Annotated in this window: 26 protein-coding genes and 1 pseudogene; 15 read left to right on the plus strand and 12 right to left on the minus strand. The window is 60.7% G+C overall.

The window, feature by feature from the left end:
- Positions 1 to 5: 5 nt before the first annotated feature.
- Positions 6 to 1,292, minus strand: a complete 1,287-nt coding sequence (locus PQQ86_RS21300) for an MFS transporter (protein ID WP_408271231.1) — start codon at positions 1,290 to 1,292, stop codon at positions 6 to 8.
- A gap of 100 nt (positions 1,293 to 1,392) precedes the next feature.
- Between PQQ86_RS21300 and PQQ86_RS21305 the strand changes: the two genes are divergently transcribed.
- Entirely contained in the window at positions 1,393 to 2,049 is a 657-nt protein-coding gene (locus tag PQQ86_RS21305; protein ID WP_408271234.1) for a helix-turn-helix domain-containing protein, read from the plus strand.
- Positions 2,050 to 2,078: 29 nt separating this feature from the next.
- Here the strand turns inward: PQQ86_RS21305 and PQQ86_RS21310 are convergent, their stop codons facing one another.
- Complete coding sequence (locus tag PQQ86_RS21310; protein ID WP_408271237.1) at positions 2,079 to 2,957, minus strand: LysR family transcriptional regulator; 879 nt, start codon at positions 2,955 to 2,957, stop codon at positions 2,079 to 2,081.
- 239 nt (positions 2,958 to 3,196) lie between these two features.
- Between PQQ86_RS21310 and PQQ86_RS21315 the strand changes: the two genes are divergently transcribed.
- From PQQ86_RS21315 to PQQ86_RS21325, 3 genes are all read left to right on the plus strand, one after another.
- Entirely contained in the window at positions 3,197 to 4,333 is a 1,137-nt protein-coding gene (locus PQQ86_RS21315) for a C45 family autoproteolytic acyltransferase/hydrolase (RefSeq protein ID WP_408271241.1), read from the plus strand.
- Positions 4,334 to 4,519: 186 nt separating this feature from the next.
- Complete coding sequence (locus tag PQQ86_RS21320) at positions 4,520 to 5,272, plus strand: alpha/beta hydrolase (RefSeq protein ID WP_408279274.1); 753 nt, start codon at positions 4,520 to 4,522, stop codon at positions 5,270 to 5,272.
- Between the two features lie 4 nt (positions 5,273 to 5,276).
- Positions 5,277 to 6,647, plus strand: a complete 1,371-nt coding sequence (locus PQQ86_RS21325) for an MFS transporter (protein ID WP_408271244.1) — start codon at positions 5,277 to 5,279, stop codon at positions 6,645 to 6,647.
- Positions 6,648 to 6,818: 171 nt separating this feature from the next.
- Here PQQ86_RS21325 and PQQ86_RS21330 read toward each other — a convergent pair whose 3' ends face one another.
- Entirely contained in the window at positions 6,819 to 7,172 is a 354-nt protein-coding gene (locus PQQ86_RS21330; protein ID WP_408271247.1) for a nuclear transport factor 2 family protein, read from the minus strand.
- Between the two features lie 123 nt (positions 7,173 to 7,295).
- Complete coding sequence (locus PQQ86_RS21335; protein ID WP_408271250.1) at positions 7,296 to 8,078, minus strand: SDR family NAD(P)-dependent oxidoreductase; 783 nt, start codon at positions 8,076 to 8,078, stop codon at positions 7,296 to 7,298.
- A gap of 136 nt (positions 8,079 to 8,214) precedes the next feature.
- Here PQQ86_RS21335 and PQQ86_RS21340 point away from each other — a divergent pair, with 136 nt between their 5' ends.
- A complete protein-coding gene (locus tag PQQ86_RS21340) occupies positions 8,215 to 8,343 on the plus strand; it encodes a helix-turn-helix domain-containing protein (RefSeq protein ID WP_408271253.1) in 129 nt (42 codons plus the stop codon).
- Positions 8,340 to 8,642 carry a LysR substrate-binding domain-containing protein gene (locus PQQ86_RS21345; RefSeq protein ID WP_408271256.1) on the plus strand — a complete coding sequence of 101 codons (303 nt, stop codon included), beginning with the start codon at positions 8,340 to 8,342 and terminating at the stop codon, positions 8,640 to 8,642. The genes PQQ86_RS21340 and PQQ86_RS21345 overlap by 4 nt, the downstream gene beginning before the upstream one ends.
- A 1-nt stretch (position 8,643) precedes the next feature.
- Here PQQ86_RS21345 and PQQ86_RS21350 read toward each other — a convergent pair whose 3' ends face one another.
- Complete coding sequence (locus PQQ86_RS21350; protein WP_408271259.1) at positions 8,644 to 9,603, minus strand: LysR family transcriptional regulator; 960 nt, start codon at positions 9,601 to 9,603, stop codon at positions 8,644 to 8,646.
- Between the two features lie 130 nt (positions 9,604 to 9,733).
- Here PQQ86_RS21350 and PQQ86_RS21355 point away from each other — a divergent pair, with 130 nt between their 5' ends.
- On the plus strand, positions 9,734 to 10,900 hold the full coding sequence (locus PQQ86_RS21355) for a mandelate racemase/muconate lactonizing enzyme family protein (protein WP_408271262.1): 1,167 nt from the start codon (positions 9,734 to 9,736) through the stop codon (positions 10,898 to 10,900).
- Between the two features lie 164 nt (positions 10,901 to 11,064).
- The gene (gene dctA, locus PQQ86_RS21360) at positions 11,065 to 12,420 is read left to right on the plus strand and encodes a C4-dicarboxylate transporter DctA (protein WP_408271265.1); all 1,356 of its coding nucleotides are present in this window, start codon (positions 11,065 to 11,067) and stop codon (positions 12,418 to 12,420) included.
- A gap of 599 nt (positions 12,421 to 13,019) precedes the next feature.
- Here dctA and PQQ86_RS21365 read toward each other — a convergent pair.
- Complete coding sequence (locus PQQ86_RS21365; RefSeq protein ID WP_408271267.1) at positions 13,020 to 13,421, minus strand: hypothetical protein; 402 nt, start codon at positions 13,419 to 13,421, stop codon at positions 13,020 to 13,022.
- A gap of 93 nt (positions 13,422 to 13,514) precedes the next feature.
- On the minus strand, positions 13,515 to 14,276 hold the full coding sequence (locus PQQ86_RS21370) for a CerR family C-terminal domain-containing protein (RefSeq protein WP_408271269.1): 762 nt from the start codon (positions 14,274 to 14,276) through the stop codon (positions 13,515 to 13,517).
- 109 nt (positions 14,277 to 14,385) lie between these two features.
- On the opposite strand from PQQ86_RS21370, the gene PQQ86_RS21375 reads away from it, so the two are divergent.
- From PQQ86_RS21375 to PQQ86_RS21385, 3 genes are read left to right on the plus strand one after another with little or no spacing between them, the layout of a single operon-like run.
- Positions 14,386 to 15,528, plus strand: coding sequence for an HlyD family secretion protein (locus PQQ86_RS21375; RefSeq protein ID WP_408271272.1), 1,143 nt, complete (start codon positions 14,386 to 14,388; stop codon positions 15,526 to 15,528).
- Positions 15,464 to 17,119, plus strand: a complete 1,656-nt coding sequence (locus PQQ86_RS21380; protein WP_408271275.1) for an MDR family MFS transporter — start codon at positions 15,464 to 15,466, stop codon at positions 17,117 to 17,119. Before PQQ86_RS21375 ends, PQQ86_RS21380 begins: the two co-directional genes overlap by 65 nt.
- A 17-nt stretch (positions 17,120 to 17,136) precedes the next feature.
- Entirely contained in the window at positions 17,137 to 18,603 is a 1,467-nt protein-coding gene (locus tag PQQ86_RS21385; protein ID WP_408279276.1) for an efflux transporter outer membrane subunit, read from the plus strand.
- 36 nt (positions 18,604 to 18,639) lie between these two features.
- Here PQQ86_RS21385 and pdxR read toward each other — a convergent pair whose 3' ends face one another.
- Entirely contained in the window at positions 18,640 to 20,163 is a 1,524-nt protein-coding gene (gene pdxR, locus PQQ86_RS21390; RefSeq protein WP_408279278.1) for a MocR-like pyridoxine biosynthesis transcription factor PdxR, read from the minus strand.
- A gap of 140 nt (positions 20,164 to 20,303) precedes the next feature.
- Between pdxR and PQQ86_RS21395 the strand changes: the two genes are divergently transcribed.
- The gene (locus PQQ86_RS21395) at positions 20,304 to 20,963 is read left to right on the plus strand and encodes an FMN-binding negative transcriptional regulator (protein ID WP_408271278.1); all 660 of its coding nucleotides are present in this window, start codon (positions 20,304 to 20,306) and stop codon (positions 20,961 to 20,963) included.
- Between the two features lie 74 nt (positions 20,964 to 21,037).
- On the opposite strand, the pseudogene PQQ86_RS21400 reads toward PQQ86_RS21395, so the two are convergent.
- Both PQQ86_RS21400 and PQQ86_RS21405 read right to left on the minus strand, forming a co-directional pair.
- Positions 21,038 to 21,169: pseudogene (locus tag PQQ86_RS21400) on the minus strand (amidohydrolase); the annotation flags it as partial.
- Positions 21,170 to 21,242: 73 nt separating this feature from the next.
- Positions 21,243 to 21,869 carry a TetR/AcrR family transcriptional regulator gene (locus tag PQQ86_RS21405; RefSeq protein WP_408271281.1) on the minus strand — a complete coding sequence of 209 codons (627 nt, stop codon included), beginning with the start codon at positions 21,867 to 21,869 and terminating at the stop codon, positions 21,243 to 21,245.
- 227 nt (positions 21,870 to 22,096) lie between these two features.
- Here PQQ86_RS21405 and PQQ86_RS21410 point away from each other — a divergent pair, with 227 nt between their 5' ends.
- On the plus strand, positions 22,097 to 22,498 hold the full coding sequence (locus PQQ86_RS21410; RefSeq protein WP_408271284.1) for a nuclear transport factor 2 family protein: 402 nt from the start codon (positions 22,097 to 22,099) through the stop codon (positions 22,496 to 22,498).
- Positions 22,499 to 22,552: 54 nt separating this feature from the next.
- Positions 22,553 to 23,308: an SDR family oxidoreductase gene (locus tag PQQ86_RS21415; protein ID WP_408271287.1), complete on the plus strand. Its 756-nt coding sequence runs from the start codon at positions 22,553 to 22,555 to the stop codon at positions 23,306 to 23,308.
- Positions 23,309 to 23,426: 118 nt separating this feature from the next.
- On the opposite strand, the gene PQQ86_RS21420 is transcribed toward PQQ86_RS21415, so the two are convergent.
- Positions 23,427 to 24,344, minus strand: coding sequence for a LysR family transcriptional regulator (locus tag PQQ86_RS21420; protein WP_408271290.1), 918 nt, complete (start codon positions 24,342 to 24,344; stop codon positions 23,427 to 23,429).
- Positions 24,345 to 24,483: 139 nt separating this feature from the next.
- Between PQQ86_RS21420 and PQQ86_RS21425 the strand changes: the two genes are divergently transcribed.
- Entirely contained in the window at positions 24,484 to 25,248 is a 765-nt protein-coding gene (locus PQQ86_RS21425; RefSeq protein WP_408202575.1) for an SDR family oxidoreductase, read from the plus strand.
- A 70-nt stretch (positions 25,249 to 25,318) separates the two neighbouring features.
- Here the strand turns inward: PQQ86_RS21425 and PQQ86_RS21430 are convergent, their stop codons facing one another.
- Positions 25,319 to 26,356, minus strand: a complete 1,038-nt coding sequence (locus PQQ86_RS21430; protein ID WP_408271296.1) for a methyl-accepting chemotaxis protein — start codon at positions 26,354 to 26,356, stop codon at positions 25,319 to 25,321.
- Positions 26,357 to 26,385 lie beyond the last annotated feature (29 nt).

Here is a 26,385-nt window from a genome sequence, read left to right on the forward strand (position 1 = left end):
ATTCATCAGGCGAGCGCTTCGCCCGTACGGTCTTTCAGCCAGATTACCGGCACCAGCGAGATGGCGCACGCGGTGGCCACATACCAGGCCGGCGCGAGTGGGTTGCCGGTTTGCGCGACCAGCCAGCTTGCGATGAACGGCGAGAAGCCGCCAAAGAACGATGCGCTCACTACGTAGGTCAGCGCAATACCGGTTGCGCGGACATGCTTCGGAAAGAGTTCCGGGATCATCACGAGCACCGGTACGATCTGTCCCGCGACAAACACGGCGAGCACGGCCGATACGATGCACAGCGCCGTCATCGACGGATGCGCGCTGAGGAAGGCGAAGGCCGGATAGACGAGCAGCAGCATCACGACGCGCGAAATAACCAGCACGCGCTTGCGGCTGAAGCGGTCCGCGAGCATGCCCGCCAGCGGCGCCGCAGCGAACAATACGAGCGAGCTGACAATGCCCGACGTGACAGCAGCGGTGGACGAGAGATGCAACGTGCGCACCGCGTGGCTTGGCAGGAAAAACGCTGTGATGTAGACGGACACTGAGCCGCCCAGTTCGGCGAACGTGCCGAGTATGGTGAGGTTCAGATGGGTGGTCAGCGCGGCTTTCAACGCGCCGCGCGGCGGTGCTTCGCCGGGCTTGCGCTCGGCGAGCGTTTCTTCGAGCCGCTTGCGGATCAGCATGCCGGCCGGAGCGGCGACGATGCCGAGCAGGAAGGGCATCCGCCAGCCCCATTCGAGGATCGCCTGTTTGGGCAGCGTGGCGTTGATCAGCGTGGCCACGAGCGCGCCGAGCACGAGACCGGCCGCGGTGGCCGCGAAGTTCCAGCTGGCGAAGAAGGCGCGCGTATTGTCGGTCGCATATTCGACCAGCAGGGTGGTGCCTGGGCCAAACTCGCCGCCTGCGGCGAAGCCCTGGATCAGGCGCGCGCTCAGCACGATCAACGGCGCCGCAAGTCCTGCAACGGCATAGGTCGGCGCACAAGCGATCATCGCGCAACTCAGCGCCATCAGCATGATGGTGAGGACCATCGCCTTCTTGCGGCCCGCGCGATCCGCGTAGGCGCCGATCACGATTCCGCCCAGCGGCCGTACCACGAAACCTACGCCAAATACACCGATCGACAGCAGGAACTGATTGACCGGCGAAGCGCCCGGAAAGAACAATTGCCCGATCTGGATCGCGAAGAAACTGTAGATCGTGAAGTCGTAGAATTCGAGCGCCGTGCCGATCGTCGTGGCGGTGATAACGTGGGTTTTCGTCAGACCGGACTTACTCAGAGCAAGGGTAGACACGATAGGGTTCCCACAGGAAGGGTGGAATCGACGTGAGTTATCATATACGAGAAAAAATAAATTATCGTATATGAGAAAATTTTCTGTGGAAGTGAGTGAAATGGCCAAAGCAGCAGTCATGGACAACCAGGCCGAGGAGGCGCACGAGGCGCCGCCCGCGCTCGACCACAAACTCGTAGGCGGCCATTTGCGGCAGGCACGCAAGGCGCGCGGGCTGACGCTGACGGAGTTGTCGGAGCGCTCCGGTATCGCCGTGTCGACAATCTCAAAGGCCGAGCGCGGTGATATCGCGCTGACCTACGACAAGTTTGCGGCGCTGGCACATTCGCTTGAACTGGAGTTCGATGCGATTTTCAGGCGCAGCCGCAAACGCAATCAGCCAGCGGGCTTGATGAAACCGTCCTTTACGGCGAACGGCAAACAGGAGATTTACGACACCCCGAACTATGAGTACGGCATGCTCGCCAACAATCTGACCGGCAAGCGGATGGTGCCGATGCGCGCGCACATTCGCGCCCGCGCCGTCTCGGACTTCCCAGAGTACATCCGGCATTCAGGCGAGGAGTTCGTGTTTGTGCTGGCAGGAAAACTGGAATTGCGCTTTGAAAAAGGCAAGTCGTTCAAGTTGATGCCGGGCGATAGCCTGTATTTCGACAGCTCGATTGGGCATGTTTACCTGAGCCTCGGCAAGGACGATGCGGAGGTGCTGGTGTGTTGCGTAGATACGGATGAGCATCGGCCTACTGGTGCCATCTGAGCGGCGCGTTGCCACCCGGCGCTGCGCCGTTACTCGGCCAGCGCCGCGAGCAATTGATTCTTGACGATCGCGGTGGCCAGCGGCTGCCGCCCGAATTCATACCATCCGATATGCCGGCGCCACGCCGTGCCCGGAATCGGCCTCACCGACAACAACGGGTCTTCGTCCCAGGCGGCGTGCCGCAAACGCGGCACGATCGACACGCCGATGTTTTGTCGCACCAGATCGGCGATCGCGGCGATCGAATTCATTTCCAGAATAGGGTTGACCTCGACGCGCAGCCGCCGAAGCAGGCTCGCCACATGGGTGCCTGTCAGCGATGCCGCTTCGAAGCCGATGAACGGATGACGCTTCAGCAGTGAGGTCACGGACGCATCGTCCGCGGCGGTCGCCGGATTGACCAGCAGTACCAGTGGCTCATCGTAAAGGCGCTCCCATGACTCAGGTAGCGTGGTCGCCCGGGGTTCGCTGACGATCACTGCCGCATCGATTTCGCCGGCGCGCACCTGGCGCTCCAGTTCGCCGCTACTACCGTGCGCGAGGCGCACCTTCAAGCCGGGGTAGGAGAACCTCAACTGGATTACGTTGGCCGCCAGAAACCCCATCGACGACACGGTCGAGCCGATCGTGATCGAACCTTCGATGCTGAGTTTGTTGGCCACGCCGCGCAATAGCGAGTCGTACGCGGCCACCACCGTGCGCGCCTGCTCGATGATCGAGCGGCCGGCATCGTTCAACTGGATGCTGCGCCCGCTGCGGTCGAATAACTGGCGCTGACACACGCGCTCCAGCGTGCGCATCTGCGCGCCGACAGCGGCGTGCGTAAGCGCCATGCGATCGGCGGCGGCCGCCATGGTCCCGTGTTTCTCGATGGCGAGAAACGTCCGCAGCATTCGAATTTCACTCATGCGGGATCTCCTCCTGGGCCTTCGGGACGTGCGCGGGTTGCACGATTTTTTCCCGTCTCCGCGCGTCGCATGATCGCACGAAACGAAACTTTTTCTTTCCATTCGATAAAGAAAATAACGCTTTTTATTTTGTTTGTGGCCTATGAGAATCGATTTGTCACAAATCAGGCCGATGGCGTCAGCGCGGACTTAGTCCCGCTTCATATCGTCGGCGGCAGCCAGGGTGAGGAGTCCCATCAATGTCGCAAATCCAGCAGTTTCCGCAGTTTCCATTCGTCAGCGTGTCCGGCAAACCGTATGAACGCGGCTTGCGATATGGCCGTGCGGCGGCGGCGCGTGTGCGCCTGAGCGCATCCCGCTATGGTCAGACGCTGCGCAATCTCGGCTACAGCGAGGCGTCGCAGACGGCGCTGATCCGCTCGCTCGAACAGGTCATCGGCGAGTTTCAACCTGCGTACCTGGACGAGATGCGCGGCATCGCCACCGGCGCGGAAGTGCCGTTCGAAGACATCGTGATGATCAATGCCCGTACCGAGGTGCTGGCCAAGGCGCGAGTCGAAATGGCGCTGCAAGCGGACGACGAAGACGGTTGTACCGGTGTGCTGGTGCTGCCATCGCGCACGTCGACCGGGCAGTTGATCCATGCGCAGAACTGGGACTGGAAGGCCGATTGCGTCGATACCGGCATCGTCTTGCGCGTGCGCAGCGACGACGGCCCCGATTTCCTGACCTTTGTCGAGGCGGGTGGCCTCGCGCGCAGTGGGCTCAATGCCGCGGGCGTGTCGATCACCGCGAATTATCTCGAGTCCGAGCGCGACTTCACGCAACTGGGCGTGCCGCTGTCGCTGCTGCGCCGGCGCGTGCTGGAAGAGCCGGTGTTCGCGAACGCGTTGAAGGTGATCGCCACCACACCGAAGTCGTGTTCGAACAACATCATGCTCGGCATGGCCGAGGGCTTCGGCATCGATTTCGAATGCGCGCCGAACGAAGCTTTCCCGATCTATCCGGACGACGACCAGATGATCGTGCATGCGAACCATTGGATCAGCCCGGTCGCCCGCACCAAGCTGCTGGATACCGGTTGCGAGAGTTCGCCGGACAGCTATTACCGCGACTGGCGCGTGCGTCAATTGCTGAAGGCCGCACCGAAGGTGGATCGCGACGCGGTCAAGGCCGCACTGTTCGACGCGTTCGCCACGCCGTTTTCGGTATGCCGTCCGCCGCGTCCGGGCACACGTCACACGATGACCGCGACGGTCGCGATGATCGTCATGGTGCCGGCCGCAGGGGAAATGGACGTCGCACCAATGCCCGCACTCAACCGGATCTTCACCCGCTACAGCCTGCACCACGAACCGCTCGCCGAAGCGGCGTGAGTTGTGAATAAACACGTATGCCTCGCAGCGCGGGGCATGCACGAGACCGCTGAAATCGTCAGAGAGGAATGACAGATGTTCAATGCAGAGACGCGATCCGCTCCGGGTCATGAGAAAGCGCAGGCGCTTTACGACCTGGGTTCGACCACCGTGTACGCGAGTCGCCATGATCCGCGCTTTCCGTATGTGCTGTACGTGCCGCCTGAAGTCCTGACACCCGGCAACGACGTGGAACTGGTCGTCGTGATGCATGGCACGGGGCGTCAGTTCACGCAGTATCGCGACGCGTTTGCGTCGTTCGGCCGCTGGAACCGCTGCATCGTGCTGTGTCCGTTGTTTCCGGTCGGCGTGCGCGGCGATGGCGAGCGCAGTGGCTTCAAGCGCCTGATCGAAGGCGATATCCGCTATGACAAAGTGCTGCTCGACATGGTGACCGAAGTGGGCGAGCGTTATGGCAAGCGCTTCGACAGGTTCGCACTGTTCGGCTATTCGGGCGGTGGACAGTACGTGAACCGCTTTGCGTACGCGCATCCGGAGCGGCTCTGGGCCGCGTCGATCGGCGCACCCGGCAACGTCACCGTACTCGATGACACGAAAGACTGGTGGCTAGGCACGGGTGGCTTCGAGCGTCACTTCGGCAAGCCGTTCGATCTGGCCACCTTGCAGCGTGTGCCGGTGCAGATGGTGGTGGGCCGGGCGGATCTGGAAACCTGGGAAATCACAGTGTCCGAAGATAGCTCGATGTATCTGCCAGGCATCAACGATGCCGGCGCGACGCGCCCGGAGCGGCTGCGTACGCTGAAGGCGTCGTTCGAAGCCGCCGGCGTTCACGTGCGCTTCGATGAGATGGCGAATATCGCCCACAACGGCATGCAGGTCGTCGAGGTGGTTCAGGATTTCTTTGCGCAGACGTTGCGCACCCTGCGGGCCGGAGGATAAACACATGGACGCGCGACGCGATTCAGGAAAGGTCTGGAAAACCATTGTATCGACGGTGATAGGAGGCACCTTCGAGTGGTTCGACTTCATGGTGTACTCCTATTTTTCGAGCACAATCGCGCGGGTGTTTTTTCCTAACGTCGATCGCAGCGGTGCATTGCTGCTAACGTTCGCGACCTTCGCGGTCGGTTTCCTGGTCCGTCCGATCGGTGGCGTGGCGATGGGCATGGCCGCGGACCGGGTCGGTCGGGTGAAGGTACTGTCGTGGATCATGGTGCTGATGTCGGTGGGCTCGCTGATCCTGGGGCTGACCCCGGGCTTCGCGACCCTTGGGCTCGTCGCACCTCTGCTGGTGGTGATCGGCCGCCTGGTGCAAGGCTTCGCGGTGGGCGCGCAGTTCGCACTGTCGTCGGTGACGATTTACGAGGTCGCGCCGCCCAACCGGAAGATGTTTTACGGCAGCTTCAATATGCTGTCGATCGGGATCGCCGCGATGTTGTCTTCGGGATGCAGTTACCTGCTGTCGCGTCACCTGTCGCATGCGGATCTGTCGGCCTGGGGATGGCGCGTGCCGTTTCTGATCGGCGCGCTGGTCGGGCCAATCGGCTTCTACATCCGCCATCATGTCGACGAATCGGATGAATTCAACCGGTTGCAGGCACGCCCCGCGGCACGGGCGCCCATGCGCGAGCGGCTACGCGATTTTGTGCGTGAGAACGGCGATGCCGTAGTGTGCGCGATGGGCGTGATGATCGCCGGCACGTCGCTGAATTATGTGTGGAATGCGTATCTGCCGACCTACGCGCAGGTTCAGTTGCATCTGTCGCTCAGTTCGTCGCTGCAAGGGATATTCGTCACGAGTATCTTGATGTGCGTTCTCTCGCCGGTGTTCGGCATGCTGGCGGACCGTGTCGGCGCGTATCGGCTGTTCTTCTTCTTTATCGTGGGCTGGCTGATCTGCGTCTTTCCGTTGTTCTCGTATTTGCTGGCCGATCCCACTGAGAGCCGTCTGATGATCGTACGGGTTGTCGGCATACTATTCCTGACCCTGCAAGGCGCCGCGCATCCAGGGATGCTGGTCAAGATATTCACCGTGCAGGGGCGCTCCACCGGCGTGGCTATTTCGTATAACACCTCGGTCATGCTGTTTGGCGGGTTGGCGCCGTTCTATATCTCGCTGGTGGCGCGTTTTACGGACGGGCACTTCATTCCACCGAGCTACCTGCTCGGTACGGGGTTGCTAGCGATCACGCTGGTGCTCGCTACGCGCACCGGCCGGCGGGTGTTGCAGGAGGATCGGCTGGAGCGCCGGCAACGGCGTGCGGCACGCGAGGCAGGTATGCAGCGGGCGAATTCGGGCGATCGGGCGGCTTAGCCCTCATGGACTGGCTGTGCCTGCGGCGTTTCTCATCGATCGACTCGCGGAACTTATCTAGCGCGGTGGACGTTATCAGATGTCAAAGAAATGCGCGCCGGGTGGATCCTTCGTGGCATCGGCAGGCGTCGATGTCACTTTAATCGGGATCATCCTGACACCCCACAATAGTCAGTCTATAAACACGTATAGCTCGAGAAGTTTGCCGTCGCGTGTGACCGCTATGTCGATGCCCGTCACGGCCGTCCGATTGTCTTCAGGCCCATATCCCCATGCGAGACGTCCGATTCCATGCATCGCGTCAACGGGTCCACGCTCGACGAAGTCGAAACCGGGGAATTTCGCCTGTAACTCGTCAACCCTGCGGTTGATGGTATCGAGGCCGACATGTCGACCGTCGGGATCGACGAAGACACCTTCAGGCTGCCAGATGGTTTCCAGTTCCCTCATTCGCGCCGCAGAATCTCGCTCGCTGAAGATGGCGAGCAGATTTCGCTTCATAAGCTCATTCACCGAAAATTGCATTGTGGATTCCTTTGAGTAGTCGCGGGCCGGCCGAGCGATAATCCGTCGGCCTCACGAGCCTGTGCGTTAAAAGACGGTGCTGCCTGCTAATGTCGAGCGGCGGTTGATGCGACGCTGAAAAAATCAGACTTGCACGCGTCCGCCATCGACAAACAGTTCTATCCCGGTGATATAGCTGGCATCGTCGGAGGCGAGAAAGGAAACTGCCTTGGCGATTTCATCGGTGCTGCCGACACGGCCAAGCGGTGTCGTTTCGGCAACCTCCTTGCAATAGGCTTCGATCTGTTCGTCGCTCAGTTTGAGTTCGGTCTTATAGGCAGGCGTGACGACGACACCCGGCGCGACCACATTGACGCGGATGTCGCGGCCTTTGAGATCCGATGCCCAAGTGCGTGCGAAGGAGCGCAAGGCGGCCTTGGTGGCGGCGTAAACACCGAATGCCGGTACACCTTGTACCGATGCGATCGATCCTGTTATAACGATGGCGCTGCCGGCCCGCATGAGCGGCAATGCGCTCTGCACGCTTAGCAAGGTGCCTTTCACGTTGATGTCGAAGTACTTGTCGAATTGTGCTTCGGTGATCTGTCCAAGCGGGGTGAACTCGCCGCCGCCTGCATTGGCAAAGAGAATGTCTATCCGTTGATGTTCCGCAGACACCGTATCGACGATTCTCTTCAGGTCCGCGGCCGACGAAATGTCGCCGCGAATCGCGCGTGCCCCGTGGCCGATTTCAGATACCGCAGCGTCTAATTCCGCCTGGCGTCGACCGGTGATAAACACCGTCGCACCTTCGCGAGCGAGGCGCCTGGCGGTGGCGAGGCCGATTCCGGTGCTGCCGCCGGTCACGAGCGCCACCTTTCCCGCATGCTTGGTCGAATGGATGTTGTCGTAGAGAGACGTTGTCATTTCAGGGCTCCTGGTTCAGCTGTGTGGCTCAGTTACGCGGATTAGTGAGCCCAGCTTAGTTTAATCACCCACGCAGATAAATATGTACATTGTGGTTTGTCTATCCACATGGATGGATAATCGAGGAGGTAGATCCATGGACCATCTGCAGGCCATTCGTATTTTTGTCCGCGTTGTCGAGACAGGAGGCTTCGGGCGGGCGGCCCTTTCGCTGAATATGCCCAATTGCCTGTTGCTGGATATTTTTCTGCCACTACGGGCGTGACGCAGCCCCTTACGTTTCGCCGGGACGAGGAGACGATCACGCTTGGCCGCGTACGCAATGACGTTCTTGTTAGCGAGAGCAATTCACACCTTGCAACTGCACTGGCTGGTTTGGGGATCGTCCAAACGTTGGACTTCATGGTTCGCCCATTCATCAAGCAGAAGAAACTGGTACCCATTCTCGCGCGATGGCGACCGAACCCGCTTGAGGTCTATATCGCGTATCCGCCTAGCCGAAGATATAGCACCAAGGTGAGGGTGTTTGCCGATTGGGCCGCTGCATTGTTCGCATCTGCGTGACTTATGTCCTGCGGCCCGCCTTCTTTTTTTGATCGTAGATCGAAGCGCCGGCTTCGACAGGTATAAACGGTGCTTGAAAGCGATCGATCAGAAAGTCGATGAATGCACGGGCGCGAGCGGTCTGGTTTCGCTGGCTTGGATAGTAGACGAAGAGGTCGGCTGAGGGCAGCACCGTTTCCGGCAAGACCAGTTTGAGCCGTCCACTTTGGACATACTTCGCCAGATCCCATTCGGAGCGAATCAATATCCCATGCCCGTCGAGCGCCCACCGCAACACAATGTCGCCGTCATTGCTCGATAGCGCGCCTTTGACTTTCAACGCTTCGGTGTGGTCCCCTTGCATATACCGCCACACGCCGTAGGCATCATCGTTCTGCCGATGAATGATGCAACGGTGGCGAACGAGATCCTCTACACGCTCCGGTGTCCCAAATCGCTCAAGGTATTTCGGCGAGGCACAAAGAAAACGACGATTGCTCATGATGCGCCGGGCGCTAAGCCGGCTGTCGGGGAGCTCGCCAAAACGAATCGCCATATCGAACGCTTCCTCCACCAGATCGATGGGCCTGTCGGTTACTTCGAACTGAATCTCCACGTTGGGAAAGCGCTTCGCGAATTCGGACACAAGCGGCGCGATGGTCGTGCGCCCGAAGCCAAGCGTCGCGTTGACGCGTAACAGTCCGTGGGGATCGGATCGAGCCCCCGATATCTCGTCCTCCATCTGCCGGACTTGCCCGACGATCTGTGTCGCGTAGCGCAGGTAAGTCTCACCCTCGGGCGTCAGGCTGACACTCCGCGTTGTCCGGTTGACTAACCGCGCCCCCAGTCTTTGTTCCATCAGTCCCAGGCGCTTGGTCGCGGCTGGAGGGGTGAGATCGAGCGCCCGCGCCGCGCCTGACAAGCTTTTGAGTCTGGCGAGGAGGATGAAAAACTCGAAGTCGGATGCTGAGTCAGTCGTCACTTCAGTTGTTCACCTAAAGTAAAAAATGAAATGAATCAAAGTGAATTCTAATCCCTCCTTTCACGGATAAGCTAGTTTCCATTGCAGTCGGACACATGCAAAACGTACCCAGAACTCAGGAGACACCGTCATGAGAATCGTTGAAATCCGCGAAAAAACTGTTCCGATCAGTTCCCCAATCCGGAATGCTTACATTGACTTCAGCAAGATGACGCTGAGTCTCGTCGCCGTGGTGACGGATGTCATCCGGGACGGAAAACCGGTCGTGGGTTATGGCTTCAATTCCAACGGCCGCTACGGCCAGGGCAAGCTGATGCGCGAGCGCTTCATTCCGCGCATTCTCGAAGCCGATCCCGCCACGCTCCTCAACGACGCTGGCGACAATCTCGATCCGCACAAGATCTGGGCGACCATGTTCACGAACGAAAAACCGGGCGGTCACGGCGAGCGCTCGGTCGCCATCGGCACGATCGACATGGCGATCTGGGATGCGGTGGCGAAGATCGAAGGAAAGCCGCTGTTCCAGTTACTGGCCGACCGCTACGGCAATGGCCAACCCGATCGCAAGATCTTCGTGTACGCGGCCGGCGGTTACTACTACCCCGGCCAGGACCACGAGAAGCTGAAAGACGAAATGCGCAGCTACATCGACCGAGGCTACACGGTAGTGAAGAAGAAGATCGGTGGGGCTTCGCTCGATGAAGATCTGCGCCGCATCGACTCGATCCTGAGCGTACTCGGCGACGGTCAGAAACTCGCCGTCGATGCCAATGGCCGCTTCGGCCTGGACACCGCGATCCAGTACGCGAAGGCACTCTCGCAATACGACCTGTTCTGGTACGAAGAACCGGGCGACCCGCTCGACTACGAATTGCAGGCTACGCTGCGCAACTACTATGACAAGCCGATGGCGACTGGCGAAGACCTGTTCTCGATGCAGGACGCACGCAACCTGATCCGTTACGGCGGAATGCGTCCGGATCGCGACTGGTTGCAGTTCGACTGCGCGCTGAGCTATGGCCTGGTGGAGTATCTGCGCACGCTCGACATGCTGCGTCAACACGGCTGGTCGCCGAGCCGCTGTATTCCGCACGGCGGACATCAGATGTCGTTGAACATTGCGGCCGGACTCGGTCTGGGTGGCAATGAATCTTATCCGGACCTATTCCAGCCTTATGGCGGCTTCCCCGACGGCGTGAAAGTGGAAAACGGCTTCATCACCATGCCCGACCTGCCCGGCATCGGCTTCGAAGGAAAAGCTGATCTTTTCGCCGAAATGCAAAAGCTGTCCGCATAAGCCTTCAAACGGCAAAACGCGCCGACAAAAGTGTCGACGCAGCGTTCATAAGAATAGACAAAAGGAACGCACGCGAAATCAGTTCGTGCTCGCCGCAGCGGTAGTTCCCGCTGCGGCGACCGGTCCTGACTTTCATTAAAAGATGCCACGCATAGGAGACAGTCATGCGGGTTTCAAAGATCGGAAAATCTCTTTCCAGGCTCTACGTACAGGTCCTGCTTGGCATTGTTGCTGGCGTCCTCGTCGGCCATTTCTACCCTGACATCGGTTCTCAGCTCAAACCCCTCGGCGATCTGTTCATCAAGCTGATCCGGATGCTGCTTGCGCCGATTATTTTCGCGTCCGTTGTCGTCGGTATTGCACGCATGAACGACCTTCACGCGGCCGGTCGCGTTGGCGTCAAGGCGGTCGTCTACTTCGAAATTGCATCGACGATTGCACTCGCTGTTGGACTTGTAATCGTGAACGTCATCAAGCCGGGCAGTGGTATGAACATTGACCCCGCACATATCGACAGTTCGGCCATTTCCAGCTACACCCATGCGGCACAGCAGCACGGCATGCTTGAGTTTTTCATGAGCATCGTTCCGAACAGCATTGTCGGAGCGTTCGCAAATGGAGATATCCTGCCCATCATCTTCTTTTCGCTCCTGCTCGCGGTCTCTCTCGCCAGGCTCGGTCCCCGTACTGCGCCGTTCGTCGACATGCTCGACATGTTCCTTCAGGGCATGTTCGGTGTTGTGCGAATCGTGATGTATGTCGCGCCCATCGGCGCCTTTGGCGGCATGGCATTCACCATCGCGAAGTACGGAATTGGCACACTGGCATCGTTCGGCCAATTGATGCTGTGCCTCTACCTGACCTCGATCTTCTTCGTGGTCGTTGTGCTTGGTTCTGTCATGCGGATGAGCGGACTGTCGCTGTGGAAGTATCTCCGCTACATCAAGGACGAGATCTTCATTACCCTCGGTACAGCTTCGACTGAAGCGGTGCTGCCACAGATGCTCATCAAAATGGAGCAACTGGGATGTTCACGCCCCGTGGTCGGGATGGTGCTGCCTACGGGCTACACCTTCAACGCCGATGGCACGGCGATCTACCTGACCATGGCCTCGATGTTCGTTGCGCAAGCGATGAACATCCACTTGACGATCGGGGATCAGTTGCTGCTCCTCGGTGTGCTGCTGCTGACATCCAAAGGGTCGGCAGGTGTGGCCGGGGCCGGATTCGTCGCGCTGGCTGCCACGCTGGCCTCGATGCACAAAATCCCTGTGTCTGGACTGGTGCTGCTGCTAGGTGTCGATCGCTTTCTCAACGAAGCTCGTGCCGTCACGAACCTGATCGGTAACGGGGTGGCGACGATCGTGGTCGCTCGATGGGAGGGGGCACTCGATATGAACAAGGCTCGCGCGATGCTCAACCGTACCGACACGAGCGTCGATGTATTGGAGTCCGCCGACGAGGCGCCGACAGATCGGACGCCTCCGAAAGACGCCGTTATTCGGTCCCACATGCATTGAATCGTAGAGGCAACTTAATGCTGAGCAGATTCCTTCGTCGCGAGTAGCGCAACGCTGTCGCAAGCACTCGTAGAAACATATCTTTGGCGTATGGCCGATCTATGCACGTCGTGCGGTTTTCGCCTCCAAAACACCTCGGCGTGTTCCTACAAGCGCTTGCGGCAACCGTCTACGAACAAACGCGAACGGTAAGACTGCGGAGACAGAGAGGGTAATCCCGGCCGAATCATTTAGACCCTCGCTCTGTGACCTCGAGATTCTGTCATCAACGGTATAACGAGTTTATAAAACCGAGGGGTGTGTGCCGTAAATTCAGCATATCTAAGCACACGTCTCTCGATTGCGATCGACCCACATACCTTCTTTATCAAGAAGCTCGCACTTTATACAAATGCTTTAGATACAGATCGATATCATCGCTCCGCTCGACTACGCCAAATACGTGCAGAACATCGGATTTACGCTGGGTCAGATTTCGCGCGTGATCAAAATGAAACGCCGTTGATCACAACGGCGTCTTCGATTCGCAATCGTTCTTTCGCCGGGTGGGTTGTTGCTCGCACCCAACCGGCAATCATCAATGACGCGCCAGACAGCGCTCACTCCTCGCACTTCACATCCTGCCGTCGCACGACGATGATCACCGGGTAGGTCCCGTGCTCGAGTTCCACGCGCGCGACCACGGCCATCGTCGCGTTGTCGACGTCGTCATACACGCTGACTTTTTCATTCCGAAGATTTGTCACGCCGGTACAGGCTGACGCGCGACCTTCGTCGGACACCTTGCATTGAATCGGGTTGTCAGCGACGTAGCGATATTTGTCCCGGTCGGGGGTCGCAAGGTATTCACGAAAGCTCTGTGCCGACCCACCGACGCCGGTGACATACCCAATGGCGCACTGCAGTTTGGGTGCGTCGCTGGCTCCGGATGTCTGGGCGGTCGCGATCGTGCTTGCGGTTGCAATGACCGTGGCGAGTGTCAATGCAAGGGGATATCTCATGGCGTAAATCACCGTTGTCGGTTCGAAGTGCTGGATTGTAATGGCATCTTGCCCAACGGGTCCGAAGGCGGTGATCTATGCGCAAGCGTGAGATCACTGCTGCTTGCGCGGCTTTCCTTTGCCCGTGGTTTGCGCGGGGGGCGTGCGCCCCTCGTCACGTTCCCGGCTCCAATGCTCGAGCAGCGTGCGAGTCTGATCGCGGACGGTCGACGTGAGCAGCGCCGCCTTCTCTGCGTCGATGCTCTTCCAGCCGAGCAGCGACAGCTTGGACGGATGCGCGAGGTGAAAAATCACCAGTTGCCCATGCAGGCTGAAGGTGCGGATCAAGATGACCGGATCGTCGGTTGCACGCCCGGAAATTCGCGCCACTAGCGCCACGCTGACATCGTTGAGCGGCTGGCGGATCCGGCAGCCGAAAATCTGCATGGCACTCTGAGGCTCGTGTCCCGCCTGTTCGCGCGCGAAGAACATCCGCCGGCCAGGTTTGCTTGCTTTGACGAAAGCGCCGTGCGCAATCGCTGTCTGAATGCCGAGGAAGGCGTCGATCAACGCCGGCGTGTCGGCGTTTTCACGCAGCGCTTCCTGCGCATGTTCGATGGCCGGGCCGAATGTCTCCCATGCGTCGTCGGCGAGCATCTCGACGCATGCGCGATATACCCCTTCCTTATTCTCGAAGTAGTACTGCAGCGCGGGCGCGTTGACGCCGGCGCGGGCCGCGATGTCGCGTGTCGACGCGCCCTCGAAACCGTGTTCGCCAAACAGTTCGATCGCCGCCTCGATGATCCGGTGCCGCGTTTCGTCGCCGCGTGCATAGCCGCCCTCCGGCGAGCGGCGCAGCTTCTTTGCGGTGCTCATGCATCTTTCTCCAATACGCGTATTGCGGGAATTCGTAAGAAATATATCACTTGACACAATTTGATCAACTGGAATAATTGTGCCACCTGGAAACAATTGGACCGATACGATGTCAGCGACTGCAGGCTCTCCCTCCCGCCCGATACCCGCCGAAGATTCGCCCGCAGCGGGCGCGAGGCGTCACAGCCGGCGCACGGTGCTGGTCGCGCTCGGCGTCGTCGCGCTGATCGTCGGCGCCGTCTGGCTCGCCCGCTGGTGGACCGTGGGCCGCTTCATCGAAAGCACCGACGACGCCTATCTGCAGGCCGACAGCGTTACCGTGGCGCCCAAGATCGCCGGTTACGTTACGGAAGTTTACGTTGCGGACAACCAGGTTGTGAAGCCGGGCGATCCGCTTGTCCATCTCGACGCCCGCCAGTATCAGGTCGCGCTCGACCAGGCGCGGGCCACGATCGACGCGCGCAAGGCCGACATCGAACGCGCGCAGGCCGACATCAAGCAACAGCAGTCCAACATTACGCAGGCCCAGGCGCAGCAGCAGGTGGCGCGCGTGAGCGCGCAGCACGCGAGCGACGAGGTGCGTCGCTACGCGCCGCTCGTCGCCACCGGCGCTGAAAGCAGCGAACGGCTGGCCGAATTGACCAGTAGCCGCGATCAGGCGGATGCCACGCTCGCCGCGAATGCGGCGGCGGTCGAGGCAGCACGCTCGCAGATCGGTTCGGCCACCGCGCAGCTCGCGCAGGCGCGGGCGCAACTCGAAGCGGCCCAGGCCAGCGCGCAGCAATCGCAACTCGATCTCGACAACACCGTGGTGCGCAGTGTCCTCGGCGGCAAGGTCGGCGATCGCACCGTGCGCGTCGGTCAGTACGCGCAACCCGGCACACGGATGCTCACAGTTGTGCCGGTCCAAAGTACCTATTTGCTTGCAAACTTCAAGGAAACGCAGGTGGGAGGGATGCGCGTCGGTCAGCCGGTGGAAATGCATGTCGACGCGTTGCCCGGTCATACGCTGCACGGCGTGATCGACAGCTTCTCGCCCGGCACGGGCTCGCAGTTCGCGTTGCTGCCGCCGGAAAATGCCACCGGCAACTTCACGAAAATCGTGCAGCGGGTGCCCGTGCGGATTCGGATCGACACGGGCGCGGAGACGCGCAGCGTGCTCCTGCCCGGGCTGTCGGTGACCGTGGATGTCGACACGCGTTCCGCGCGCGATCGTGACGCACGCATCGATAGCGAGAACCATCGTGGCTGAATCGGGAACCACAACGCCCGCCGCCGCACCGCGTGGGGAGGAGCGCGCCAGCGTCGGCGACTGGATCGCCGTCGCTGCGGGCGCGCTCGGCGCTCTGATGGCGACGCTCGACATCTCGATCACGAACTCCGCGCTGCCGCAGATTCAGGGCGAAATCGGCGCCACCGGTACGGAAGGCACCTGGATTTCGACTGGCTATCTGATGTCGGAAATCGTGATGATTCCGCTGGCGGCATGGCTTACGCGCGTGTTCGGCCTGCGCAATTTCCTGCTCACCAATTCGGCGCTTTTCATTGCGTTCTCGATGATGTGCGGCTGGTCGCACACGTTACCCATGATGATCGCCGGCCGCATTGGGCAGGGCTTCACGGGCGGCGCGCTGATCCCAACGGCGCAGACCATCATCCGCACGCGCCTGCCCCTATCGCAGATGCCGGTCGGCATGACCATGTTCGGCTTGATCGTATTGCTCGGGCCGCTGCTTGGACCGGTTGTCGGTGGCTGGCTCGCGGAGAACATCAGCTGGAGCTGGTGCTTCTTCATGAATCTGCCGATCTGCCTTGCGCTGATGACCTTGTTGATCGTCGGCTTGCCGTCAGACCGGCCGCACTGGGAAGCGTTTTTCAAGGCGGACTGGCTCGGCATCGTGGGTCTCGCGATCGGTCTCAGTTCGCTCACGGTGGTGCTCGAAGAAGGTCAGCGCGAGCGCTGGTTCGAATCGTCGACGATCGTGATGCTCACTTGCGTGTCGGTCTTCGGCATGATCCTGATTGCCGCCTCGCAAATGACCGCGAAGAAGCCGATCGTGCGCCTCGGCCTGATGCGCAACCCGAACTACGCCAGTGTGATCGTGATCGTGTCCGCCGTCGGCGCAGCGCTTTATGGTGTGTCGTATCTGCTGCCGCAGTTTCTCGGGGTGGTCGCGGGCTACAACGCGGAACAGTCCGGCGCGATCATGCTGCTTTCCGGGCTGCCCGCCTTCATGATCATGCCGATCCTGCCGCGGCTGCTTGGCAAAGTCGACTTCCGCGTGCTGGTGATTACCGGGCTGGTGTTGTACGCAATCAGTTGCATGATCGACATCGAGTTGACGGCTCAGAGTGTCGGGCACGATTTCATCTGGTCGCAACTGATACGCGGTACCGCACAGATGCTCGCGATGATGCCGCTCAATCAGGCATCGATGGCTGCCGTGTCGCGCGAAGATTCCGGTGACGCCGCCGGTCTCTACAACATGGCGCGCAACCTCGGCGGGTCGATCGGCCTTGCGATCATCGGTACCGTGATCGACCGGCGCACGACCTTTCATACCGCGATGATCCGCGAGTCGGTCAGTGCCAATTCGCTGATCGGCCAGGAGAGCCTGGCGGCGAACGCGGCGAACTGGTTCGCCCATACGGGCGACATGGCGTACTCGCAGGTGCGTGCGCTTGGGCAACTCGGGGCGCAGATCCAGCAGCAGGCCATCGTGATGACCTATTCGGAAACCTTCTATCTGCTCGGCATCGCGCTGATCGCCTGCATTCCGCTTGCGCTGCTTCTGAAAACACCCAGCCGGAATGCGCCGCCGCCTTCTTCCGCCGGACACTAATGTCTTTTCATCACACCATGATGTTCAACCGTCCCTCGTTTATCGCACTGGCCGCCGCCGCGCTTCTGTCCGCCTTGTCGGGTTGCACGGTCGGCCCGGATTATCACGGCGCACCGCCGGTTGCACAGGACGCCCGCAGCAGCGCGACCTTCGTGCGTGCGCCGGCCTCCGGCACGACTGCGACGCCCGCGCCGAACCAGTGGTGGCTCGCATTCAACGATCCACAGCTGAACGATCTCATCGCCGCTGCCTTTGCACATAGTCCCGACGTGCATATTGCGCAGGCCCGGTTGCGGGAATCGCGGTCACAACTGCAGAAGCAACGTGCGGACGAATTGCCGAAAATTTCTGGCGATGCTGCCGCGCTGCGCATGCGCTCGCCTGATCTGAATTCGCTCAGCTCCGGAAGCTCGTCGGGCAGTAGCACATCGTCGGGTCGAGGCCCGCTGCAGCTCTATACCGCGGGCTTCGACGCCACGTGGGAAATCGACCTGTTTGGCGGCACGCGGCGTGCCATCGAAGCGGCGTCCGCGGATGCGGAAGCCGTCGACGCCGATCTCGCGGACACCCAGGTGTCGCTCGCGGCCGAGGTGGCACAGGCCTACATCGAACTGCGCGACCAGCAGACGCGACTTGAACTCGCGCAGCGTCAGGCAGAGACCGAACAGAAGATGTTGACGCTCACGCAACAGCGCCGGGAGCGTGGCACGGCAGCAGACCTCGATGTGGAACGCCTGAGCACGCAGGTTGAGAACACGCGAGCGACGCTGATTCCGCTCGACGCGCAACTGACCGATTCGCTCGACCGCCTCGCCGTACTGACCGGCCGCGAGCCCGGCGCGCTCGACCAACAACTCGCGGGCACGCGGCCGCTGCCGGTGTTACCGGGGACGGTGGCAATCGGCGATCCGTCGGTGATGTTGCAGCAGCGTCCCGACATTCGCGCAGCGGAGCGGCGGCTTGCGTCGAGCAATGCGCAGATCGGCGAACACATCGCGGATTTTTTCCCGAAGGTGACGTTGCTCGGCGATATCGGCTTCAGCGCAGGCGATCCGGGTCATCTCGTGCGCAAGAACAATTTCAGCTGGATTGGTGCGCCGTATCTGCAATGGAACGCGTTCGATTTTGGCCGCACACTGGGTAGCGTGCATGCAGCCGAGGCATCGCGTGACGAATCCGAAGCGCGTTATACGAAGGCCGTGCTCGGCGCGCTGCAGGACGCGAACTCGTCGCTCTCGCGCTATGGGCATCAGCGCGAGCATGTCGTCACGTTGCAAAAGGTGGAAACATCCGCAAGCCACTCGGCCACGCTGATGCGGCAGCGCTATTCCGCCGGCGTTGCCACGCTGATCGATCTGCTTGACACGCAGCGCGAAGAATTCACCGCACAGCAGAATGTTGTCGCGGGACAGGCCGAGTTGCTCAAGGACTTTGTGTCGTTGCAGAAAAGCCTCGGCATCGGCTGGCAAGCGCAGCAAGGCTAGCGCGCGGAAGCGACCATTCCCTGGTAGATCATTCAGTTACGCTTTTACGGCAGCGGCGCCCTGCGGATTCGCACGGCGCGCCGCTTTTGCCGCAGCCTCGATACACGTGGCGAGACGTTGAGTGGCAATTTCAATTTCAGCGTCGCTGAAACCGCCGAGACCCAGAATCAAGCCCATTGGACCTTTCCCCTCGGCATACATGGGTGACACCGCTCGTACAGCAACCCCACTTTCGCCTGCTAACGACGCCACCAACCGGTCGTCGACATTCCCTCCAAGCCAGAGGACGAGGTGCATGCCCTGATCACTCGGCTGCAGCCAGGCGACCTCTTTCGGCAGCCGTCGCTCGAGTGTTTCGATGATGCACGCGCGGCGGTCCGCATAGAAGCCACGAATACGCCGGATGTGGCGGTCCAGGTGGCCTTCCGCGATGAAGGCCGCCAGTACATGCTGGTCCGCGTTTGGGGGATTGCGATCCATGAGCACGCGCGCGCCGCAGAATGCTTCCACCAGATTCTGCGGGACAACGGCATAGCCGAGCCGCAATGACGGAAACAGGATCTTGCTAAAGGTGCCGAGATAGACCACCCGGTTAGGGTCGAGCCCCTGGAGCGACGGAAACGGATGTCCCGCATAACGCAGTTCGCTGTCGTAGTCGTCTTCGACCACCCAGGCGTTGTTCGCGCGGGCCCACGTCAACAGCGCGTTGCGCCTCGCCATGCTCAATGGCATTCCCAGCGGGTACTGGTGCGACGACGTGACGAATGCTGCCCGTGCATGCGGCGCCAGCTTGATACCCTCATCGACGTTGAGGCCCTCCGCGTCGACAGGCACCCGGATCATGCGCTCCGGGCGGCCGGTGCTTTCCAGAATGGCCGTAATGCCCCGATACGCCGGGTCCTCTACCCACGCCGACGCGTCGCCATCGAGCAGCACCTGGCATGACAAGTAAAGGCCTTGCTGTGTGCCGCTGGTGATGATCACCTGGTCAGCCTCGCAGCGAACCGAGCGCGATTTCCTGACGTAGTCGGCCACCGCTTCGCGCAGCGCCAGCGCCCCCTGTGGGTCGCCATACCCGGCCGGCGCGCCGGGTCCGCGGGCGCGCAGCCGGTTGCCGAGCCGGCGCCAGACATCATCCGGAGCTGCAGGGCCAATGGGTACCGAAACGGCGAAAGGCGCCTGCGGTACGGCAGCAAACTGACGTGCAACCTGTGCGAACAGACGGGCGCGCTCTGGAAGCGGGGCAGTTTCAACGGATGAGGACCGCCCTCGGGCGTCGGCGGGGAGCGTCAACGATTGCGCCACGCGCGTGTCCGAGCCAGGCTGCGATTGCAGAAAGCCTTCGGCGATCAGTTGCTCGAATGCCTCGACGACGGTTCCCCGTGCAACATGCAATGAAGCAGCTAACGTGCGCGTGGAGGGGAGCACCTCGCCGGGTTTAAGGTCGCCACGGCGAACGGCGTCGCGCAGCGCCTGCGCGAGCTGACGGCCCAAATGGCCCGCGGATCGATCCAGCATGCCGATCGCCGGAACTTCCACCGCTTTCGGTTTGCGAGCCATGGCTTTCTGGTCCAAAGAAAATGATCCAAACTGGTTCTACAATATAAACCAGTTTGCCGCCACAATTCTTTGCAGGCCTGCCGCACCGGCGTTGCCTGCAATGAGGGTTAGCGCATCGCTGCACTCATCACGGAGCCCCTATGTACGTACCCACTCATTTTGATGAACCGCGCACCGAGGTGCTGCACTCGCTGATCACAGAGAATCCGTTCGGCACTCTGTTCACGCATGGCAAAAGCGGTCTGGACGCCAACCACATTCCGTTTGATCTGAAAGCCGGCGAAGGCGCATGTGGCGTCCTGCATGCTCACGTAGCTCGCGCCAATCCGGTCTGGCAAGACGTGGCCAACGGGGACGAGGTACTGGTCGTGTTTCGCGCGGGCGACGCCTACATCTCGCCCAACTGGTATCCGAGCAAGCACGAGCTTCACAAGCAGGTGCCGACATGGAACTACAGGGTGGTCCACGCGCACGGCCGGGTGACCATCCGCGATGACGAACGCTATGTTCGAGGGTTGGTCGCCCGTCTTACGCGGACCCATGAAGCCTCCCAGCCTCGTCCGTGGAAGATGACGGATAGCTCCTGCGACTACATCGATATGATGCTCAGGGCGATCGTCGGCGTCGAGATCGAAATCACCCGCCTTGTCGGGAAGATCAAGCTCGGCCAGAACAAAGAAGTGCGGGATATAGAAGGGGCCGGCGCTGCCCTCAATGAACGGGGAGAAAACGTGATCGGCGAAGCCATGCTTGAGTGCGCCGCGATAAAGGCCGCAAAGGCAGGCGATTCCCCCGCCTGACGCTTATGAAAACCCGCGACCCGCACGGCCTCTGACGTCGAGCAGACACCGTGGCGGTAGAAAGGGGACGCGGCTCAGGCAGAAGGGAGCGCGAGCCGCGCGATTTCAGCAAAGTATCGCGCACCGGTGAGCAGGATCTCGTCGTTGAAATCGTAGGTGGCGTTGTGGAGCGGAGTGCTCCCTTCCTTCCCCGTCTCTCCATTGCCGGTCGCAGCGGGAATGCGGAACAGCGGTGAGTCTCGGTAAGGCTACAGACGCACCGCCGAACTGCACATCGGGCTACCGTCCACGCGATTGAATTGCGGATTGTGTGTCCACCGCAGCGAGGAGATGCTGGCGACCCTCGTCAAGAATTTCATCCGCGAGCGCCGGATCAACGTCTGCAACAGCACGCGAAAGCAGCAGCGCACCGACCATCTGGCTGAACAGAGTGATCGCCTTGCTGCGGCCGCCTTCGCTGATCCCCTCGGTCTCTTCGATGACCTTGGCAAATCGGTCGAGGTTTACCGCGAGACCCTCTGCATAAGCGCCACGCGCGACGTCGTCGAAACGGCGGGCGTCGCCTACAAAACCCGACCACGGGCAACCCGCCTCAATATTCGCGCGATGCTCGGGAGACAGGTACCACTGAATGTTGTACTTGACCGGGTCAGCGCCAGATGACTTCGCGCCGTCGATCAGGGCGGCATAAGCCTCGCCCCCTTCTTCCATCGCCTTTTCCATCACCGCGGCGACCAGCGCGTCTTTTGATTTGAAGTGGTTGTAAAAACCGCCCTGCGTAAAGCCCGCCGCCTTCATCAACTCGGCGAGACCGACCGCATCGACGCCGCGCTCGCGAAACAGCTTTTCAGCCGCAGCCACGATCGCGTGCCGGTTTTCGACTGCCTGCTGCCTGGAAACACCCACTTTCCCTCCCTTGGCCGATAGCGACCCAATAAGACCCATCAAAAAATACAATGGTGATCATCATTGACATCGCCAAGGCGGCCGCCCACAATCCATTTCAATGACAATGTCATTCACCATTGTCTTAAGTATAGCCTTCTTTACCTGTATGTCCAGGCGGCAGGAGGCACAACGGTTATCCGACGCCTGAACGCGTCGTCACCTCACTCTTGAAAGAGGGCATCACCATGACGAAGACAACCCCTGAACAGAACAAGGCGCTCGTGCTGGAGGCATTCGACACCCTGTTCAACAAGCGCGACTACGCAGCAGCCGGGCGCTTCTGGTCCGACAGCTACATCCAACATAGCGCTCATATCGCGCCGGGACGCAACGGTCTGTTCGACCTGGTTCGCACGCTGCCCGACACGTTGCGCTATGAGAATCAGCTGATCCTGGCCGAGGGCGACTATGTCATTGCACATGGGCGCTTCTCGGGACACGGCCGGCCCGCTGCGTGGATCGCAGCCGATGTCGTCCGCTTTGAAAACGGCAAGCTCGCCGAGCACTGGGACGTGCTTCAGGACGAAGCGACCCGCGCCGAATCAGCGAGCGGTCTGCCGATGTTCGGCGACAGCTTCCCTGCCTGACCACGCCAACCTCATCTACAGCAAATCAACTTCAACTTCATCAGGAGTACGATCATGAAACTCACCGGAAACACGATCTTCATCACGGGCGGCGGTTCGGGCATTGGCCGCGGGCTTGCCGAGGCGCTCCACAAGCGCGGCAACAAGGTCATCATCAGCGGCCGCCGGCGCGGCCACCTTGACGAGGTGGTGGCAGCGAATCCCGGCATGGCTGCGATCGAGCTCGACATTGCCGACCCGGCCAGCATCGAGAAGGTAGCGGCGCAATTGATCGCGGACTATCCCGACCTCAACGTGCTGATCAACAACGCAGGGATCATGCAGCCCGACCAGGCGGGCGGCCACATCGACGACGCGTTGCTGGTATCCACCATTACAACCAACCTCATGGGGCCGATCCGCATGACGTCGGCGCTGCTCGATCATCTCAAGACTCGGAACGACGCTGTTGTCGCCTATACGAGCTCGGTCCTCGCTTTCGTTCCGTTGGCCGTGACGTCCGTGTATTCGTCGACCAAGGCGGCGCTGCATTCGTACGTTCTCTCGCAACGCTTCATGCTGCGGAACACGAAGGTTCGCGTACTCGAAATCGCACCGCCCTGGGTGCGCACGGACCTCATGAATAGCCGCGAGGCCGAACAGGCGATGCCGCTTGACGCCTTCATCGACGAAACGATCGCTGTGCTCGGAACGGACGTGGATGAGGTTCTGGTCGAAGGGGCGAAGGCGTTCCGCGCGAACCCGGGACCCGGTGAGCACACCTTCGTCAATAGCTTCAATACGCAACTGACGGAAGTGTTCGGTGGGTGATTGACTGTTTGCCGGATACGCGTCGCGGGCACGACGACGCGTATCCGGTGGTAACAGCATTAAGGCCTTGCGTTGCCGGGCAGTGACGAATCGCGGACCGAGGCGGCACGAGACCCGCTTAACCTCCGCCATCCCGATCCCATGGCGGCACGTCGCCGAACGCATCGACCAGGAAATCGATCACCGCGCGTATCTTGGCACTCAGATGCCGACGGCTCGGATACAACGCGAGTACGTCGATGTCAGGCAAGCGATAGTCAGGCAAAACCTGAACGAGCTTGCCGGCGCGCAGGTCGTTACCGATGAGAAAGGTGGGTTGCCAGATCACGCCTTGCCCGGCGAGCGCAGCCGCGCGTGCTGTATCGCCGTTGTTGGTATGCATGTGACAGTTGACCTTCACGGTGTGAGCTTTGCGTTCACGGTCCATGAGTTGCCACTCGTCGCCGGTGGCGGCGTACGAGTAGCCGATGCATTGATGCTCGATCAAGTCGGCTGGCTCAGCAGGGTATCCGCAACGCGCCAGGTATTCTGGCGACGCACACAGGATGTTTCTCGACGTCGCCAGCTTGCGGGCCGCGTGGCTGGTCGAACCGGCGCGCGAGATGCGAATGGCGAGGTCGTAGCCTTCCTCGACGATATCGACCACACGGTCAATCAGCGCGACATCGAGTTCCACGCCGGGATATTTCCGCATGAACTCGGGCCATAGCGGCGCCAGATGGAGAATGCCAAAGCTCACAGGCGCATTGATGCGCAGTCGGCCGCGCGGTTCGACCGACGCCGATGACACAAGCCCCTCAGTCTCGGCGACGTCGTCGAGGATAGATTTGCAGCGGGCGTAAAGCGTCTCGCCGCCCTCAGTCAGCGAAAGCCTGCGTGAGGTGCGATTCAGCAGACGGGTGCCGAGGTGCGCTTCCAGCTCATTCACGTAGCGGGTCACATTGGCGGGCGACGTCTCGAGCGCATCGGCGGCGCGCGTGAAGCTGCCGCGGCTCACCACAGTCACGAAGACTTCATAAGCACGCAGCCGGTCCATGCCTTTCCCCGATCATTCACAAATACTGAATGATATACCCATGTTTTGATCCTTCCTGCATGAGTGACTGAAGCCTATATTGCTTCTCACGGACCAAGGCACTGGGCACTGGTCAACACACTGCAGCAGGAGATTGAACATGCAACGCTTATCAGGAAAAGTCGCGATCGTGACCGGCGCCAGCGCGGGAATTGGCCGTGCCACCGCAAAACTGTTCGCCGCGGAAGGCGCAAAAGTCGTGATCGCGGCGCGCCGCGAAGCTGAACTTGAAACGCTCGCTGCCGAGATCGTCAGCGAAGGCGGTGAGGCCGCGTTTCTGGCGGGCGACGTGCAGTCGGAGGACTTCGCGAAAGCGCTGGTCGCGCTCGCCGTCAGCCGCTTCGGTCGGCTCGACATTGCCTATAACAACGCCGGCACGCTGGGCGAAATGGGCCCGACCTCGGGTGTGTCGGAAGCCGGCTGGTCGGCTGCTTTGGCGACCAATCTGACGAGCGCCTTTTTGGGTGCGAAGCACCAGATCCCCGAGATGGTGAAGCACGGTGGCGGGTCGGTCATCTTCACGTCGACGTTCGTTGGCTACTCATTCGCTTTCCCGGGCACCGCGGCATATGCCGCGAGCAAGGCCGGCCTGATTGGGCTGACACAAGCGCTTGCTGCCGAATATGGCCCGCAAGGTGTGCGCGTCAACGCCATTCTGCCTGGTGCCGTGGACACACCGATGTATCGCGACATGAACGACACCGCCGAGTCGCAAGCCTTCGTGACCGGGTTGCACGCGCTCAAGCGGGTTGCACGGCCGGAAGAACTCGCCCGTTCGGTGCTTTATCTTGCGTCCGATGACTCGTCGTTCGTAACCGGTACTGCTTCGCTGGTCGATGGCGGCGCGTCGATTACGCGTACGTGAATCCCTTGACGGCGTCAGATGTTCAGGACGCCTTGTTTGAGGAGATCACCCGGCGATCAAGGCAAATGGCTTATGCCGGAGGCGACTGCACGATCACACCGTACCACCCCAGGCCGCGATAACTTTCATAGCCTGGGGTGGCGGCGAACGACACGGTGCGGCCGTCAGTCAGTTGATAAAAACCCGCTGGACGGCCGTCGGTATTCAGACGGAACTGTTCGTCGAGCACGCCTTTGTCGTCCGAGCTCGCAATCACACGGTGCGATGCATTAACGATCATGCAGCGCGTGCGGCGCCATTCTTCCTCCGTGAGCCGCACGCCTTTAACGACTGCCGACGCTTGCGGCGCCCAATCGAAAAAGATCACTAGCGCACCGAGTGGCTTGCCGTCGACCGCACCGTTTTCGCGGATCGCTGTCGCATAGGTCGCGACGTGCGCATGCTTCAGAAGCGGCAGCGCCTCGATATCGCCCGCAACAAAGTCCGCGCCCGAAGGCGTTTTCATCGCATCGCGAAACCAACTGGCTTCGGCGACATTGCGGTCGTGTACCGCATACGTATCGGGTCGGCCGTTCGCGACCACATTGCCCGCCGCGTCGATGATCCATAAATCGCGGTACACGGTATAGCTGTCGAGAATCACCGACAGACGGCGCGACGCATACGCCCGCGTTTCGGCATTCTGATTGGCGAGGCAGTCGACCACCGCGGAGTCGGTGGCCCACCAACGCACGTCACATGAGCGCTCGTACAGATTGCGGTCGATCACGTCGATCATGTTCAGCGCGAGATCGGCGCTGCGCTGGCCTTCGTGCGAGCGCAGCCGTTCGATCATGCTGTCGCCGAGATCGGTCAGCTTGGTCAGCGAGCCGGCGAGTTCGCGATTGAGCACCGTGGTGATTTCGCCGATCCGCGCGGACACATGCTTGACCTGATTCGCCACGACCGCGAAGCCACGGCCCGCATTGCCCGCGCGTGCCGCTTCGATCAATGCGTTGAGTGCGAGGAAGGTGGTCTCGCGATTGATGTCGTTGATATCGGAAATTTTCCCCGTCGCGAGCTTCTTGACGTGATGCGTTAGTTCGACGATTTCGAGCGGATTCGACATGGCCTGGTCCTGGTAGCGTGGAAATGTTG

Origin of the sequence: Paraburkholderia sediminicola, from assembly GCF_046026675.1 — a bacterium.
Taxonomy (GTDB): domain Bacteria; phylum Pseudomonadota; class Gammaproteobacteria; order Burkholderiales; family Burkholderiaceae; genus Paraburkholderia; species Paraburkholderia sediminicola_F.